The sequence below is a fragment of the Streptomyces sp. CG4 genome, assembly GCF_041080655.1.
In the GTDB taxonomy this organism is placed as follows: Bacteria; Actinomycetota; Actinomycetes; order Streptomycetales; family Streptomycetaceae; genus Streptomyces.
Genome location: NZ_CP163525.1, coordinates 1 through 14235, shown reverse-complemented (window position 1 = coordinate 14235; position 14235 = coordinate 1). Strand labels below are relative to the sequence as shown.

General features: G+C 69.0%; 14 protein-coding genes and 1 pseudogene. 7 read left to right on the top strand and 8 right to left on the bottom strand.

The genetic code is table 11. The features are described 5' to 3' along the window. Positions 1 to 11: 11 nt before the first annotated feature. Positions 12 to 674, bottom strand: coding sequence for a hypothetical protein (locus AB5L52_RS00075; RefSeq protein ID WP_369362137.1), 663 nt, complete (start codon positions 672 to 674; stop codon positions 12 to 14). A 141-nt stretch (positions 675 to 815) separates the two neighbouring features. Beyond that, the gene (locus tag AB5L52_RS00070) at positions 816 to 1061 is read right to left on the bottom strand and encodes a hypothetical protein (protein ID WP_369362136.1); all 246 of its coding nucleotides are present in this window, start codon (positions 1059 to 1061) and stop codon (positions 816 to 818) included. A 769-nt stretch (positions 1062 to 1830) separates the two neighbouring features. Here AB5L52_RS00070 and ltrA point away from each other — a divergent pair. Then, positions 1831 to 3303: a group II intron reverse transcriptase/maturase gene (gene ltrA / locus AB5L52_RS00065; RefSeq protein ID WP_351576064.1), complete on the top strand. Its 1473-nt coding sequence runs from the start codon at positions 1831 to 1833 to the stop codon at positions 3301 to 3303. A gap of 296 nt (positions 3304 to 3599) precedes the next feature. Here the strand turns inward: ltrA and AB5L52_RS00060 are convergent, their stop codons facing one another. Further along, positions 3600 to 4433, bottom strand: a complete 834-nt coding sequence (locus tag AB5L52_RS00060) for a hypothetical protein (RefSeq protein WP_369362135.1) — start codon at positions 4431 to 4433, stop codon at positions 3600 to 3602. A 209-nt stretch (positions 4434 to 4642) separates the two neighbouring features. Between AB5L52_RS00060 and AB5L52_RS00055 the strand changes: the two genes are divergently transcribed. Beyond that, complete coding sequence (locus AB5L52_RS00055; protein WP_369362133.1) at positions 4643 to 5113, top strand: hypothetical protein; 471 nt, start codon at positions 4643 to 4645, stop codon at positions 5111 to 5113. On the opposite strand, the gene AB5L52_RS00050 is transcribed toward AB5L52_RS00055, so the two are convergent. Beyond that, positions 5085 to 6026 carry an IS5 family transposase gene (locus AB5L52_RS00050; protein ID WP_369362132.1) on the bottom strand — a complete coding sequence of 314 codons (942 nt, stop codon included), beginning with the start codon at positions 6024 to 6026 and terminating at the stop codon, positions 5085 to 5087. The genes AB5L52_RS00055 and AB5L52_RS00050 overlap by 29 nt on opposite strands. 540 nt (positions 6027 to 6566) lie before the next feature. Between AB5L52_RS00050 and AB5L52_RS00045 the strand changes: the two genes are divergently transcribed. Next, positions 6567 to 6908 carry a hypothetical protein gene (locus AB5L52_RS00045; protein ID WP_369362131.1) on the top strand — a complete coding sequence of 114 codons (342 nt, stop codon included), beginning with the start codon at positions 6567 to 6569 and terminating at the stop codon, positions 6906 to 6908. A gap of 195 nt (positions 6909 to 7103) precedes the next feature. Here AB5L52_RS00045 and AB5L52_RS00040 read toward each other — a convergent pair whose 3' ends face one another. Together AB5L52_RS00040 and AB5L52_RS00035 are read right to left on the bottom strand one after the other, a co-directional pair. Continuing rightward, the gene (locus AB5L52_RS00040; RefSeq protein WP_369362130.1) at positions 7104 to 7928 is read right to left on the bottom strand and encodes an ABC transporter permease; all 825 of its coding nucleotides are present in this window, start codon (positions 7926 to 7928) and stop codon (positions 7104 to 7106) included. Further along, positions 7925 to 8845, bottom strand: a complete 921-nt coding sequence (locus tag AB5L52_RS00035) for an ATP-binding cassette domain-containing protein (protein ID WP_369362129.1) — start codon at positions 8843 to 8845, stop codon at positions 7925 to 7927. The genes AB5L52_RS00040 and AB5L52_RS00035 overlap by 4 nt, the downstream gene beginning before the upstream one ends. 208 nt (positions 8846 to 9053) lie before the next feature. Between AB5L52_RS00035 and AB5L52_RS00030 the strand changes: the two genes are divergently transcribed. Both AB5L52_RS00030 and AB5L52_RS00025 read left to right on the top strand, forming a co-directional pair. Then, on the top strand, positions 9054 to 10229 hold the full coding sequence (locus tag AB5L52_RS00030; protein WP_369362128.1) for a sensor histidine kinase: 1176 nt from the start codon (positions 9054 to 9056) through the stop codon (positions 10227 to 10229). Between the two features lie 82 nt (positions 10230 to 10311). After that, complete coding sequence (locus AB5L52_RS00025) at positions 10312 to 10974, top strand: response regulator (protein ID WP_369362126.1); 663 nt, start codon at positions 10312 to 10314, stop codon at positions 10972 to 10974. A 10-nt stretch (positions 10975 to 10984) separates the two neighbouring features. Here the strand turns inward: AB5L52_RS00025 and AB5L52_RS00020 are convergent, their stop codons facing one another. Continuing rightward, entirely contained in the window at positions 10985 to 11395 is a 411-nt protein-coding gene (locus AB5L52_RS00020) for a Tn3 family transposase (protein WP_369362125.1), read from the bottom strand. Between the two features lie 81 nt (positions 11396 to 11476). Further along, on the bottom strand, positions 11477 to 13183 hold the full coding sequence (locus AB5L52_RS00015) for an IS1182 family transposase (RefSeq protein WP_351580182.1): 1707 nt from the start codon (positions 13181 to 13183) through the stop codon (positions 11477 to 11479). Between the two features lie 97 nt (positions 13184 to 13280). Here AB5L52_RS00015 and AB5L52_RS00010 point away from each other — a divergent pair. Beyond that, positions 13281 to 13580, top strand: a pseudogene (locus AB5L52_RS00010) (transposase domain-containing protein); the annotation flags it as partial. A gap of 95 nt (positions 13581 to 13675) precedes the next feature. After that, the coding region (locus AB5L52_RS00005) for a transposase (protein ID WP_369362124.1) at positions 13676 to 14235 on the top strand (560 nt) is incomplete at its 3' end.

Genomic DNA, 14235 nt, shown 5'->3' with positions numbered 1-14235 from the left:
GCATTGCCGCTCTACCGCTCGGCGGTGCCGTTCCCACCGTCAATCTCGTAGATCCGCCCTTGAAGGCGTTCACCGGCCCAGTCCAGCCCGACGCCCAGGTCAAACCAGTGCCGGTCCTTGCGGACACCGGGCGGTGAGAGGTTCACCGCCGCCCAGGAGAACACGCCCAGGAGGATGGAACGCCCGTGCTGCGTGGTGCGCACGGACAACGCAAACGGCGCGGCGAGTGCCGCGCGGGTCACCAACATGACCTGTTCGTCCTCGGAATGGCGACGCCCAGCCGTGAGAAACCGGGGCGTCTCAAGGATCTTGACCCAGTCGACCACTGCGTCTGCCACCTGGGCGCGCAAGGACTCTTCGATGCCCCTGCGGACGGCGGCCGCGGGATCATCGCCGAGCCAGCCAAGCCAGTGATCAGGATCAGTGAGCTTGCGGAAGTCGTCCTGGGGCACCCCGTGACGGGGATTCTCCTGGTACTCACCGGTCAGCTTCCCGCTGTCATCCACCAACCACGCGCCGCGGATTGCCTCGGGAGGTACGTAGCCGTTCGGGTCGTCGATGTACGTCGGATCGATCTCGGCGACGCTGCCACCGGGATTCTCGGCAGCCGCAGCCAGTAGCGCCGGCTCGTTCGGTATGCCCTTACGTCGGCTTCGCGAGCCAAAACGCCCCACGTTCCCACCCCCACCGTTGCCCACCCAGTTGACCGCGATTGTGCCGCACCGTTCAGGACCGCATGAGGGAGGTGTGCGTGACGGCGACGGGTGGGTGGGGAAGCTCAGCGAGCAGGTCTGTCCCACCTCCAAGCAAAGCGGTCAGCCCACGCTCACCCAGGTCACGACAGCAAGAACGAGGGGGACAGGACACGCCACCGCAGTCAGCAACAGCCGACGTCCGGCCGGCGTCATGCGCCGCACCGCGGGCACGAAGGCGAGCGCGGCGAGCAGTGCGGCACCGCCGGCCACGCCCGCCGCGTACTCCGTGAGAAGCCCCCCGACGGCCGCCCCTTCCGCCGCACCCCACAGTGCGACCATGCCGACCAGGAAAGTCAGCCATGCCATCGACAGGACCGTGGCAGCGCCGAGCAGAGCCGTCAGCAACGTGACCCCTGAACGGGCTGCAGCCGACGGGGTCGGCTTCCACGGGCCGTAGAGCCTCGCATAGGTCTGAGGATTCATGAGCCGATGATCGTCGGCAGCCCTCGTGCACTTCATGAGGCGCTCTACTCGTACGCCATGAGGCGTTGTTCGATTGTGTGGAGGTGAAAGACCTGCACCCCGGCCCTGTCGCAGCAGGGTCGTGAAGCTGAGGACAGCCTGACCCGGGAGGTGCCGGGGAGGGTGGGAGTAGTCCTGACAAAGCCGGGACGTGCCAGTACTGCCAGATAGTGCGGGTCCGGCGAGCGAGATGGAGAGGTGTACGAGAGGAACCGGCGTTTTAAGTCCCTCAACGGCTCACCGGCTCGAACCTGGTGGATATGGGCCGGAGGCGATGCGCACCCAAACCCCCCTTGAGTTGCGGGGTACTTGGGGAACTCCTTGGGCGGGTCTGAGTAGGCCTGCCGGGAGGCCGTACTGAAGGTCTGCGGCGTAGGTACGGCGATATCGCAGGGACATAGTCGGGCGCCTACTCCGTCGAACGATCGGCAATGAACATGGGAACCGCCTGGTGACAGCTCCAGGTCCCGCGTGGCCAGCGCGGAGGCCGGGATGGGTCCACCGTCGGCCGACAGCGCCGGGCGGGGCGGAGCCGCCGTAGTACTCCGAGCCGGGGAGAGCCCGCGCACATGGGGAAGGGCGGCAGCGGAATCGAGAAGGGAAGGAGGCTGCAATGCCGAAAGACGCACCGCTGAACAGCGGTGCTCCGGAGGCCCCGATGGGGTCTCACCAGCGGGTATCGGGGATGCAGGCCAAACTTCACTGTTGGGCGGCGGCCGATCCCGGCCGCAGGTTCGACGATCTGTACAACCTCGTGCACGACCCGGCGACGCTGCTCGTGGCGTTCGAACGGGTCGCGGGGAACAAAGGCGCCAAAACCCCCGGAGTTGACGGCCTGACGGCCGTCAACGTGGAAGAGGAGATTGGCACTTACGGGTTCCTTGAGGACCTTCGCCGCGTACTGAAAACGGGTGAATTTCGCCCGCTGCCGGTGCGTGAGCGGAAGATCCCCAAGCCTGGCGGCTCGGGCAAGGTCAGAAGCCTAGGCATTCCGACCGTCACCGACCGCGTGGTCCAGGCCGCACTGAAACTGGTGCTGGAACCGATCTTCGAGGCTGGGTTCCTGCCGGTCTCCTACGGTTTCAGGCCGAAACGGAGAGCACACGACGCGATCGCCGAGATCCAGATGTTCGGCACCAAGGGCTACAGATGGGTGCTGGACGCCGATATCGAGGCGTGCTTCGACTCGTTCGACCACACGGCCCTGATAGACCGGGTGCGCAAACGGATCAAAGACAAGCGCGTGTTGGCACTGGTCAAGGCGTTCCTCAAGGCCGGCGTCCTCACCGAGGGCGGCGGACGCGAGGAGACCTACACCGGTACTCCGCAAGGCGGCATCCTTTCACCCCTGCTGGCCAACATCGCCCTGACCGCGCTCGATGAGCACGTACACGGGCCGTGGCTCCAAGGAGGAGAACTGTCCACCCAGGGCAGGCGGGCCAGCCGTCGCAGAAGGGGACTGCCGTGCTGGCGGATCGTCCGTTTCGCGGACGATTTCGTCGTCATGGCCAACGGTCACCAGAGCGACGTGGAGAACCTGCGCGAGGACATCGCCGATGTGATCAGGCCCCTCGGGCTGCGGCTGTCACCGGCCAAAACCCGGGTGGTCCACATGGCGGACGGCTTCGACTTCCTGGGGTTCCACATCCAGTGGCGCCGCAAGAAGGGAACGAGCACATGGCACGTCTACACCTTCATCGCGGACCGACCCGTCCGACAACTGAAGGAGCGTATCCGGGCCCTGACACACAGATCGTCGCAGCAGAGACCAGCCCACGTCATGACCAGGCTCAACCAGATCATGCGCGGGTGGGCGAACTACTTCAAGCACGCGGTATGCAAACACACCATGTCGGCCTTGGCGCATTTCGTATGGCGCAGGGTCGTCACGTGGTGGCGCACGCTGCACCGCTGGAACGGGACGGATGTCTACCGCTGGCTCCACGACCCGGCAACGGGCCGCTGGAAGAGCCCAGTCGTGGAGGGGACCGAGCTGTTCAATCTCGCAGCAGTCCCCATTACTCGGTATCGCTACCGAGGAGTCGTCAAGATCCCAAGCCCATGGCCCCTGCACAACCACGCCTGACAGCAGAAACCGTGGAGAGCCCGGTGCGGTGAGAGTCGCACGCCGGGTTCGGTGAGCGGCCTGGGGAAACGGGTCGGCGGCAACGCCGAAACCGCGCCCCAGGCCGACTCTACAACCAAGCGCGCAGACGTACTCACTCTCGGCTGCTCCAGGCGCCGACTGAAGTGGGCAGGTGCTGTCCGGCGTGCTCAGGCACCAGTGTGGGCTGAGCGCCCCGGTTGGTACGGCTCGCCAAGTGCGCTGCTCAGTTCGGCGAGAAGACGGGCGACATCCACGTCGGCGGAGCGGTCGGGTCATCAGGAGCGGCTCCAGGCGTAGGCGTCCCAGTAGCCGTCGTGGCGGACGCAGCCGCCGTCGGCGACGACCAGTCCCTCGCCAGTACGTCGGCCGGGGCTCAGCGACAGCGCGACGCCGTGGTCGTCGGTGGTGTGGATCTCTTGCAGACCGGTCGCCTTGTCGGTGACCGGGTCGGTCCCCTGCTTCGTCGTCACCTTCCATCCCCGCTCGGACCACCGCCTGCGAAGGTCGGCGACCGCCGCGCGATAGCCGGCGTCGCCGTGCTGGAAATCCGGGGCCCAAGAGACGGACGGCTGGTCCCGGCGGGTGTCATCCCGGTCGACACCGAGGTCGTCCACGCAGGATGCGCTGTCCGTGGACTTTCCCAGGATCACAGCCTCCGGATCCGAGCCCAGGAAGCGAACCGTGTCCTCGCCGACGGCCTGCGTGTCGCGTACGTGCTCCAGGAACTGCGCCTCGGAACGGACCGGGCCACCCGCCACGGCGGAGCAGCTCGTGACGGACCCCACGAGCAGGAACACCACAACGGCCCCGGCAACGGACAGCCCCAGGCCCCTGACCCGGCGGCGGAAAGCGGACGCCGTGGAAGCGAACGCAGAGTCCGGATCCGAGCCCAGGAAGCGAACCGTGTCCTCGCCGACGGCCTGCGTGTCGCGTACGTGCTCCAGGAACTGCGCCTCGGAACGGACCGGGCCACCCGCCACGGCGGAGCAGCTCGTGACGGACCCCACGAGCAGGAACACCACAACGGCCCCGGCAACGGACAGCCCCAGGCCCCTGACCCGGCGGCGGAAAGCGGACGCCGTGGAAGCGGCGGAAGGAGTCAGCGTCATGAAGCGATCCGAACACCGCCACCCAGGCCGACGGCACCGTCGCCCTACTCAGTCTCGTACTCAGAGTGCCCAGAGAGTCCTCATGGCCTCAGACGCCATCCGCTTTCCGAACGTGATCGTTTGGCTTGGGCTGGGTGGGCATGAACTTCGGCTGGTGGCGGGAGAGATGGGCGTGGTTCGTCTGCTCGTCCCGTTTGTGGAGGTGGCTGGTGCCGTCGGTGCTCGGTCTGTTGGAGGCTCGAGAGAAGAAGGTCCGGGAAGAGGTGGCACGGCTGCGGGAGGAGGCCGAGCGGGTGGAGGCTGCCCTCGGCGAGGCGGAACGGGCACTTCAGCGTCTGGCGGATGCCCGTGTGACGGTGACTGAGGTGCTGGCCGAGCCGCCCGTCGCGGTCGCGGAGCCGGTGGTGAGTGCGGTGGCGGGGTCGGTGGTGCCCAGACGGGTCGAGGGCATGACAGCGACGGTCCTGCCTCCGGACTACCAGCGGATCATGTCCGTGCTGGAGTCGGATGCGGCCCGGGAGGGTATGCGGTGCCAGCAGCTGGCCGTGGCCCTGGGCCTTCAGGCGGTTCCAGCGAAGGTCGAGGGGCTGCGGTCGAAGGCGAAACGCCTGGTGGAGCGGGGGTGGGCGCTCCAGGTGCGGCCGGGGGTGTTCACCCCGCTCGGGGCGTCGGCCGGCTGAAGGCGCAGGGGCGGCGCCCGGCCAGGCGGCTGCTCATGAGCATGGTCATGGACCACAGCACCATGGCCTCGTGCATGGCGGGCAGTGTCTCGTAGTCGCGCACCAGGCGGCGCGAGCGCATCAGCCAGCTCAGGGTGCGCTCCACCACCCACCTGCGCGGCAGCACCACGAACCCGCTGGTGTCGTCGGTGCGTTTGACGATCTCAAGGGCGAGCTGGAGTTTCTCGGCCGCCCAGTCGACGAGTCGGCCTGCATAGCCGCCGTCCGCCCAGACGAGGCGGATGGAGAAGTACATGGTGCGCAGCCGCTCGAGCAGCGGGACGGCGGCGTCGCGGTCCTGCACGCTCGCCGCGGTCACTGCGACGGCCAGGACCAGGCCGAGGCAGTCCACGACCAGGTGCCGCTTGCGGCCACCCACTTTCTTCCCGCCGTCCCACCCGGACGTCGAGCGCGGGATGTTCGTCGCCGCCCGCAGTGACTGCGAGTCCACGATGGCGGCCGTCGGGTCCGGCGAACGGCCTTCCTTCTGGCGGACCTTGTCACGCAGCCGGTCGTGGAGTTCGGTGAGCAGGCCCGTCACCTGCCAGCGTCGGGCGAACGCGTGCACCCGCCGGTACGACGGGAAGTCGCAGGGCAGGTTGACCCACTTGACGCCGTTGTCGACGACGTAGCGGACCGCGTCCAGCATGACGCGGTGGCAATAGCCCTCCGGTCGTCCGCCCCGCCCCTGAAGCCACGCGGGGATCGGCAGCAGCGGCCGGATGACCTGCCATTCGGCCTCCGTCAGGTCGGAGCCGTAACACGGGGCGCGGTCCGGCCCGTCCGCCGCGTTGCCGAACCTGTGCGCGAGACTGTCACACGCCGGAGACGGCGCGTTGGACTCCACGGACGCAAACGCGACAGACTGCGACACAGGGCCTCCTGGTGCTGCTCGGTTGGGATCGCAACCCCGAGCTACCGGGAGGCTCTGCCGTTATGCCCCGACCACCGAGAGATCACCCGAACAGGAACCGTGTTCGACTGATCAAGCCTGCCCAGCGGTAAGCGGATGGCGTCTAAGGCCATTGAAGGGGCGTCCGAAGCCATAGGAGGTGGCTTCGGACGCCCCTTCCGACTGTAGCGACCAAGGTCAGCTGACTGCTGCGGCGACCGCTCCGGCGGAACGCGGCCGCGGGCGCTCGCGGCCGGCCTTCCCGACGGACGTATCGCGCTCACCCAGTCCCTTAGGGCGCCGCTCGCCGCCCAGGTCGCGGTGCACTTCGCCGCCAGCGGACCGCCACGCAGTGCACGCACCCGGGCGGGGGAGACCTACACCGCCGCCTCTCCCGGACTGGTGGTTGAGGTCCTCGCCGGGACGACCCGGCACGCCGTGGTGACGGCGACCCGGCTGCGTGCCCCGTAGACCAGCCGCCCAGAGCCTCTCAGAATCGATGGGGCCAGAAGAACGAGTCAGGTGTACGCACGGCAGGTGGCCGTTGGTGGAGGTGAGGCCGGCGGCCACTTCTGGACGCATCGGCGGGTGGAGCTGGCCGTCGTGCTCGCGGAGCATGAAGACGCGATCGACGTAGTCGACCGTGTCCCCCTCCGGTTGGTGTTCGTCCAGCCAGGCCAGGGCTTCGCTGCGGCTTCCCGGCCCCCGCAGGTAGTCCGCAGGGAACTGTGTGCTCTCGAACCGGGCGTCGAACGCCGACCAGTGCGCGTCGTCGAGATGGCTCCCCGGGCGGAAAACACAGCGGATCAGGAGGTAGACGTGTCCGTCTGCACCACTGTCCTCGCGCAGGGCATCAGCCGGTGACGCCAGGAAACCGGGAGCAGCGCGGGCCGTCCACCAGGCTCTTCGCAGCCTCTTCCAGGGGACTTTTGCGAACGGCGACCTGCGGAAACGTGATCGCTCCGGGGGCTGTCGCAGAACTCTCACAGATGGTCATTTATGAGAGTCCGTCATCAAGGCTGCGACGAGCTACCGGGACCTCGCCCCCTGGAGGCACACTCACACGTCGCGGCGCCTCACGACGAGCACTGCGAGTGCGACCGTGATCAGCGGCCAGAGCGTGTACACGAGCCAGGAGCCGGGGACCGTGGCTGTGTAGCCCAGGGATCCGGGGTCCGGCTCCCAGGGTTGGACCAGGCGATTCCAGGCGGCCGCCACCAGTGTGTGCTTGATGTCCGCCGACCAGCGGTTGCCCTCCGAGAACATGGGGGGCAGCATCAGCAGGGTGAAGACGGCGGTGACCATGGTCCCGGCGGCATGCCGGAGCAGAACGCCGAGGCCCAGACCGACCAGGGCGCAGACCGGGGCCAGCAACGCGGAGGCCACCAGCGCCCGCAACACCCCGGGGTGGGTGATCGGAACGCCGGCGTGGTGCCCGTCCAGGATGGCCTGGGAGACCAGGAAGGAACCGGTGGAGGCGGCCGTGCCGACCGCGGTCCACAGCGCTGCGGTGACGGCCGCCTTGGCCAGCACAACCGAGCCGCGGGCCGGGACGGCCACGGTGGTGGTGCGGATCAGGCCGCTGCTGTACTCGCTCACGACGGTGAGGGCGCCCATGCTGCTGGCGACGAGGATCAGCGTCCAGTAGCCGGCCGCCGGGTAGGCGTCGAAGGGCAGGAACTCAGCGGGGCCGGAGCCCGCGCCCTTGTCCGCCAGCGTGGCCACGGCGGCGGAGCCGATGACGAACAGGACGGTGAGCGCGAGCGTCCACGGGGTGGAGCGCAGGGACCGCGTCTTGATCCACTCGGAGGCGAGGAGGTCGCGGAAGCGGGCGGGCACCCCGGCGGCGGGGGTGGCCTGGGGGGCGGAGGCGAGTGTGCTCATCGGGGCTGTCCTGCCAGGTATTCGGTGCTGTCGGCGGTGAGTTCCATGAAGGCCGCCTCCAGTGAGGCGGTACGGGTGGTCAGTTCGTCCAGTCGGATGCGGTTCTCGAAGGCGAGCGCGCCGATCCGGTCCGCCGGGAGCCCGGTCACGGCGAGCTTCTCGGCGCCCGCCGAGCCCTCCGGCTCAACCGAGGCGCCCGCCGCGGTGAGCACCGCTGCCAGCTCGGCGGCCTGCGGTGATGCGACCACGACGCTGCTACGGGTGCTACGGGCGGCGAAGTCCCGTAGCGGCTCGGCGGCGATGAGGCGGCCCCGGCCGATGACGACCAGCTGGTCGGCGGTGTTCTCCATTTCCGACATCAGGTGGCTGGAGAGGAAGACCGTGCGTCCCTCGGCGGCCAGGCGCCGGAAGAGCCGGCGTACCCAGAGCACGCCTTCCGGGTCCATGCCGTTGATCGGCTCGTCGAACATGAGCACGGGCGGGTCGCCGAGCAGGGCGGTGGCGATGCCGAGGCGCTGCTTCATGCCGAGGGAGAATCCGCCGATGCGGCGGTTGGCCACCTCGGCCAGCCCCACCTCCTGAAGCACCTCTTCCACCCTGCGCCGCGGTATGCCGTTGCTGCGGGCCAGGGCGGACAGGTGGGCGGCGGCGCTGCGTCCGCCGTGGATATGTCCGGCGTCGAGGAGGGCGCCGACGTGTCGCAGTCCGCGCGGGTGGCGGTGGAAGGGGACGCCGCTGACGGTGGCGCTGCCGGTGGTGGGCGTGTCCAGGCCGAGGATCATCCGCAGGGTGGTGGACTTGCCGGCTCCGTTGGGGCCGAGGAATCCGGTGACCTGGCCCGGCCGCACGGTGAAGGACAGATGGTCGACGGCCGTCTTGCTGCCGTAGCGCTTGGTGAGTTCGCTGACTTCGATCACGGCACCCACACTGCCGGGAGGACCCACGCCCGGACATGGGGCCGTGGGCGGCAATCGTGCGGCCGCATTGGCCCGTGGGCGTACGTCCCCGGGCTGATGCCGCGCCGGCGGTGGCCGGTTAGTCTCGCGGCGTGAACCCCATGACGATCACTTTGTTGCCTACGCGCGTCGCGCACCGCGGGGTTGTTCCCGGGAGGGAATGCCGCCGATGACGAGAATCAAGGCTGTGGCCTGGGCGGGGGGCGCCTCTTACCTCTTCGTGGTGGGTCTGCTGGTGGGGGGCGCGCCGCGGGCGTCGGGCACCGTTCACGGTGTCGGGGCACTGCTGGCTGTGAGCCTGCTCGCCGGCGTGGTGCGGCGGATGCCGCTGCTGGCTCTGGCCATGGCACTCTTCGGATCCACCGCTGTGGTGGCGGGCACTCCGAGCTCCGTCCATAAGAGTCTGGCGGCCGCGTATCAGGGCCAGTTCCTGTCGTATCTGGCGGTGGACCTCGTCCTGGGCTTCATCGTCACCACCTGTGCACGGCGCGCTTCGGTTGTGGCCGTGGCCGTGTCTGCCGCCGTGCAGCTCCTGGTGATCGGCGTCTTCGCGCACGGGGACAACCTGACCGTCAACGGGGTGATCGCCCTCCTGGCGCTGGCCGCATCCTGCATGGCCGGTCTGCTGAGTCGCGAGCGCCGCGAGCACGCAGTGGCGCTGCGTGCACAGGAGGTGGCCGAGGCCGTGACCGCCGAACGGCTGCGGATCGCACGGGAGCTGCACGACATGGTCGCGCACAGCATCGGCATCATCGCCATCCAGGCCGGTGTGGGCAGCCGGGTCATCCAGACCCAGCCGGCACAGGCGCACGAGGCCCTGCGCGCCATCGAGGCCACCAGCAGAGAGACCCTCTCGGGCCTTCGGCGCACGCTGGTCTCGCTCCGCCAGGCCGACCGGGGTGCGCCCCCCTCGGAGCAGTCACCGCTCGCACCCTCGCCGGGGCTGGCGGACGTCGAACGGCTGGCGGCAGCGACCGCGGGCGCGGGGGTACACGTCGACGTGCGCCGCAGCGGGGAGCAGCGTCCTGTGCCCACCGACATCGATCTGTCCGCCTACCGCATCGTGCAGGAGGCGCTGACCAACGTGGTCCGGCACGCGGGCACCGGGCGCTGCCGGGTGACCATCACCTGCGGAGACGGGGAACTGTGCGTGGAGGTCGTCGACGACGGGCGCGGCACCACTGGGAACGGCTCGGCCCACGGCTTCGGCATCATCGGGATGCGGGAGCGGGTCGGTCTGCTGGGCGGCCACCTCAGCGCCGGGCCCCGCCCTGAGGGCGGCTTCCGGGTGGCGGCCAGGCTGCCGCTGCCCGCACCCGTCGGAGTTTTGGTGAAGACCCGATGACCACCGCGGGCCGTCACTCCGGCTCTCACCGGCATCTAACCATGGGCACCTTCTCAGAGCCCGCAGAGAGGAGGGTCCACCAGTGACCGTCCGCGTTGTGCTCGCCGACGACCAGCCCTTGGTGCGGTCCGGTCTACGCGTGCTCATGGCCGATCACAGCGACCTGGAGGTCGTCGGTGAAGCCGCCACCGGCGCCGAGGCCGTCCAGCTGGTCAGGGATGCCAGCCCCGACGTCGTGGTCATGGACATCCGGATGCCCGGCATGGACGGGATCGAGGCCACCCGCCAGATCACGGCCGGTCCGGCAGCCACACGCGTCCTCGTCCTGACCACCTTCGACGAGGACGACCACGTCTACGGCGCGCTCCGGGCCGGCGCGAGCGGCTTCGTGGTCAAGGACATGGCGCTGGACGACATCCTCGCGGCGATCCGCGTGGTCGCCGCTGGCGACGCACTGATCGCGCCGGGTGTGACACGCCGTCTGATCGCGGACTTCATCGGGCGCCCCGCGGCTGTCCCGGAGCGCTCCCCACGGCCGGTCGAGGGCATCACCGAGCGGGAACGGGAAGTGCTGACCCTGGTCGGACGCGGCCGGTCGAACACCGAAATCGCCGAGGACCTCTTCATCACGGTGGCCACCGCCAAGTCGCATGTGTCACGGCTGCTCACCAAACTGGGCGCCCGGGACCGGGTCCAGCTCGTCATTACCGCCTATGAGATGGGGCTCGTCACCCTGCCTCGCTGAAGCGTGCGGGTCATGCCGCTGGGGCCTGCTCGTCCTCCAACACGCTGAAGCCGACGTCGAGGTGGGTGTCGTAGTCCTCCGGGGTGACCCCTATCTCATGGGTGGAGTAGACGCCGAACCGGTTGACCTGCTCCGTCAAGTAAGGCGAGATCTGGGCCAGGTCCAGCGGGTCGATGACCCAGCCCTCGGCCTGCAACTGCCGAACCACGTCGGCGATATCGAGGGTGTTGTGGAAGATCAGCAGGTTGGCGAGCAAAGAGGTGAACTTCACGTCCTTCTCCTGCTCGACCGGGTCGTTGGCCGCCACCGTGCCACGCTGGCCGAACCGCACCCAGTCGCTGAAACCGTTGAACGCCTCGACCTTGTTGGTCGCGGCCGTCGCCCGGCCGCGCAGCGGCGCGTCCGAGAGGTACCGGAGCAACGAACGGTACGAATCCCCGCCCGACCTCGCGGAAGGCGGTGTAGGTGCAATGCCGTGACTCTGCTGGTGATGTTGAGCAGGTCATGCGGTGGCTGAGCACAGAGTGCGGAAGTGCGTGGCCCGGCGTCGTGTTCTGGGCGCGGTGCCGATCCAGTCAGCGACGCGGGCGACGTTGCAGGCCATCGCGGTGAGGACGTGCTGGACGTGGGTACGGGCCAGGCCCCGGTAACGGGAGCGGCGCAGGCCGTGGGCTCGGACGTTCTGCGAAAGGGTGGCCTCGATGCCGGCGCGGATCGCGTAACGGCGCTGCCGTTGCTCGGTGCGCTGGTCGAGCCGGTTACGCATCTGGATCTCGTGCAGCGGCTGAGGGAGCACGGCGATGGACCGGGGCCTGGTGGCTGAAGTGGTGCACTGGGCGCGGTCTGGGCAGGCCCGGCAATCTGCCTCGGCGAACCGAGCCTGCAGATAGGTGTTCTCCTTCATCCTCAGCTCGGTCCAGGACACGCTCGTGGCCCCGCGCGGGCAGATCGCCTGCTCATTGGCCCAGTCGATGGTGAAGGCCGCCTTGTCGAAGCCGGATGCGGCCTTGGCCTGGGCGCTGTGGTCGGCAACGACCGGGCCCAGGAGGGTGATGCCGTGCACGCGCTGGGCCCGCTCGATACGTGCCGGAGATATGTAGCCGGAATCGACGACATGCTCGGCGGGCAGCATGTGCTGCTCGGCGAGCTCGTCGTGGATGGTGTCGGTCAGCTCGATGTCCTGGACGGTGGAGATGGTGGTGGCGACATGGACCACCAGCTCGGGGCGTTCTTCATCGCACGTTTCCGTGAAATGTCCCCGGTATCCGCTCCAGGCGGTGTCCCGTTTGACGCAGTAGTGCGCATCAGTGTCATACGGGGAGTCGAACCGCAGCGAGGCCGGCGGCAGGGCGTGGCCGTCCCGCCAGCGCAACCGCCCGTCCACGTCCCAGAAGTAGTGATGGACCCAGACCTGGCGCAGGATCTCCGCCTGAGGGAGAAGCCGCAGGCCGGGTGGGGCGCTGGCGGCCCAGGCTGCGGTCAGGATCTTCTGGCCGTCCCGGCCGAACTCCTCGGCCCGGGCGGTCACGGCCGCCTTCCCGCCCGGCAGTTTGCCGATCTCCACCCGGCGTCCGTATCGCTTGGCCCATTCGGGCTCGATCAGCGGCGCCAGCCAGGCAGGGGCCGCCTCGGCCAGTTCCTCCAAAGCGGCCCGCAGCGCCTCCCCGACCAACTCCAGGCGGCTGAGGGTCCGAACCGCGGCCAGCACATGGGTGGCGTCGGTACGCTGTCGGCCCCCGGCCTTGAGCAGACCGGCCTCCACAAGGCGCTCCAGCATCACCTGCAGCAACCGGTCGGCGGCGCCGTCCTGTTCGGCCAGCCGGGCCCTGAACTCGCACAACACCGAGTGATCGAACCCCGGATCCTCCAGCTCAAGGCCGATCGCGTATTTCCAGTCGATCCTGGTGCGGACCGCGTCCGCCGCCGCACGGTCGGACAGATTCTCCGCGAACTGCAGCACTGACACCAGCGCCAGCTGTCCGGGCGACAGTCCCGGCCTGCCATCAGGGGGATACAGTCTGGCGAACTCCTCGTCCTCGAAAAGGACATCGAGCCGGTCCCGGATCAGCATTGCTGGGGTGCCCTTCGGGCACGCCGCCCGCGCTGTCCGCAGCGTCCTTGCCGGGATCCGCTGAAAATTCCTAGGTCGTAACGACACCGCACCCACACCCCAGACCCGAGGCCACCCCGCACACCCATAGCGAAGCATCCCACGGCCCTCCCGTCAGCACCCCAGAAGATCACCAGCAGAGTCATGCCGTTGTTTTAGGCCTCGGGCGTAGGTTCCTGGGTAGTGGTCCCAGGGAGTGGTTCGGGTGTCTGCACGCGTGTCTGAGTTATCGGGCCTGGGGCTGTTGACCTGGGTGTATCCGCCGGGGTTGGTGGATCGGGTGGTCGCGGCTTGCGGGTGCGTCGAGCAACGCAGGCGGCTGCTTCCCGCGCGGCTGGTGGTGTACTTCGTGCTGGGGCTGGCGTTGTTCTCTCCGGCTCCGTATCTGGAAGTGATGCGGCACCTGGTGGAGGGGCTGCGGGGCCAGGGCCTGCTGGGCGGCTGGCATGTGCCGGCGAAGTCGTCGCTGTTCCGGGCCCGGCAGCGGCTGGGCTGTGAGCCCCTTGCGGGTGCTGTTCGCCACGACCGCCAAGCCGATGGCCACCGAGACGACTCCCGGCGCGTTCTGGCAGGGGCCTGCGGCTGCTGGCAGTGGACGGGACCTGCTGGGACGTCGCGGACAGCGAAGCCAACGACGCCGCCTTCGGACGTCCGGGCAGCGGCCGCGGGTTGGGCAGGAGCGCGTTTGTGCAGGTGCGGATGGCTGCTTTGGTGGAGGTGGGCGGCCACGCGGTGCTGGACGCGGAACTCGCCGGCTGCCGCACCGGGGAAGTCACCCTGGTCGGCCGCCTGCCGCGTTCACTCGGCCCGGGCCGGCTTGTCCTGGCCGACCGTGAGTTCCTCGGTGTCCCGTTGTGGCGGGCCTTCACCGCCACCGGCGCCGATCTGCTGTGGCGGGTGCCCGCCAACCGCGTCCTGCCGGTGATGAAGCAGTTCCGGGACGGGTCATGGCTCTCACCGATGAGGGCGAGCAGCGGCCCCTCCCGAAGCGAGCCGGTCACCGTCCGGGTCCTGGCCTACCAGCTCAAGGACCGGGCCGGGGAGGGCGCAGCCGACGGCTACCGCCTGGTCACCACTTTGCTGAACGCCCGACGCCATCCGGCCCGGCAACTTGCCGCGCTCTACCGCGAACGCTGGGGTGCGACACGAAG

What these genes read in the sequence shown, in the direction of transcription:
- AB5L52_RS00040 (WP_369362130.1), bottom strand. Translation starts at nt 7,928, where the DNA reads ATGAGCACACTCGCCTCCGCCCCCCAGGCCACCCCCGCCGCCGGGGTG.
- AB5L52_RS00060 (WP_369362135.1), bottom strand. Translation starts at nt 4,433, where the DNA reads ATGACGCTGACTCCTTCCGCCGCTTCCACGGCGTCCGCTTTCCGCCGC.
- ltrA (WP_351576064.1), top strand. Translation starts at nt 1,831, where the DNA reads ATGCCGAAAGACGCACCGCTGAACAGCGGTGCTCCGGAGGCCCCGATG.
- AB5L52_RS00030 (WP_369362128.1), top strand. Translation starts at nt 9,054, where the DNA reads ATGACGAGAATCAAGGCTGTGGCCTGGGCGGGGGGCGCCTCTTACCTC.
- AB5L52_RS00070 (WP_369362136.1), bottom strand. Translation starts at nt 1,061, where the DNA reads ATGGCATGGCTGACTTTCCTGGTCGGCATGGTCGCACTGTGGGGTGCG.
- AB5L52_RS00015 (WP_351580182.1), bottom strand. Translation starts at nt 13,183, where the DNA reads ATGCTTCGCTATGGGTGTGCGGGGTGGCCTCGGGTCTGGGGTGTGGGT.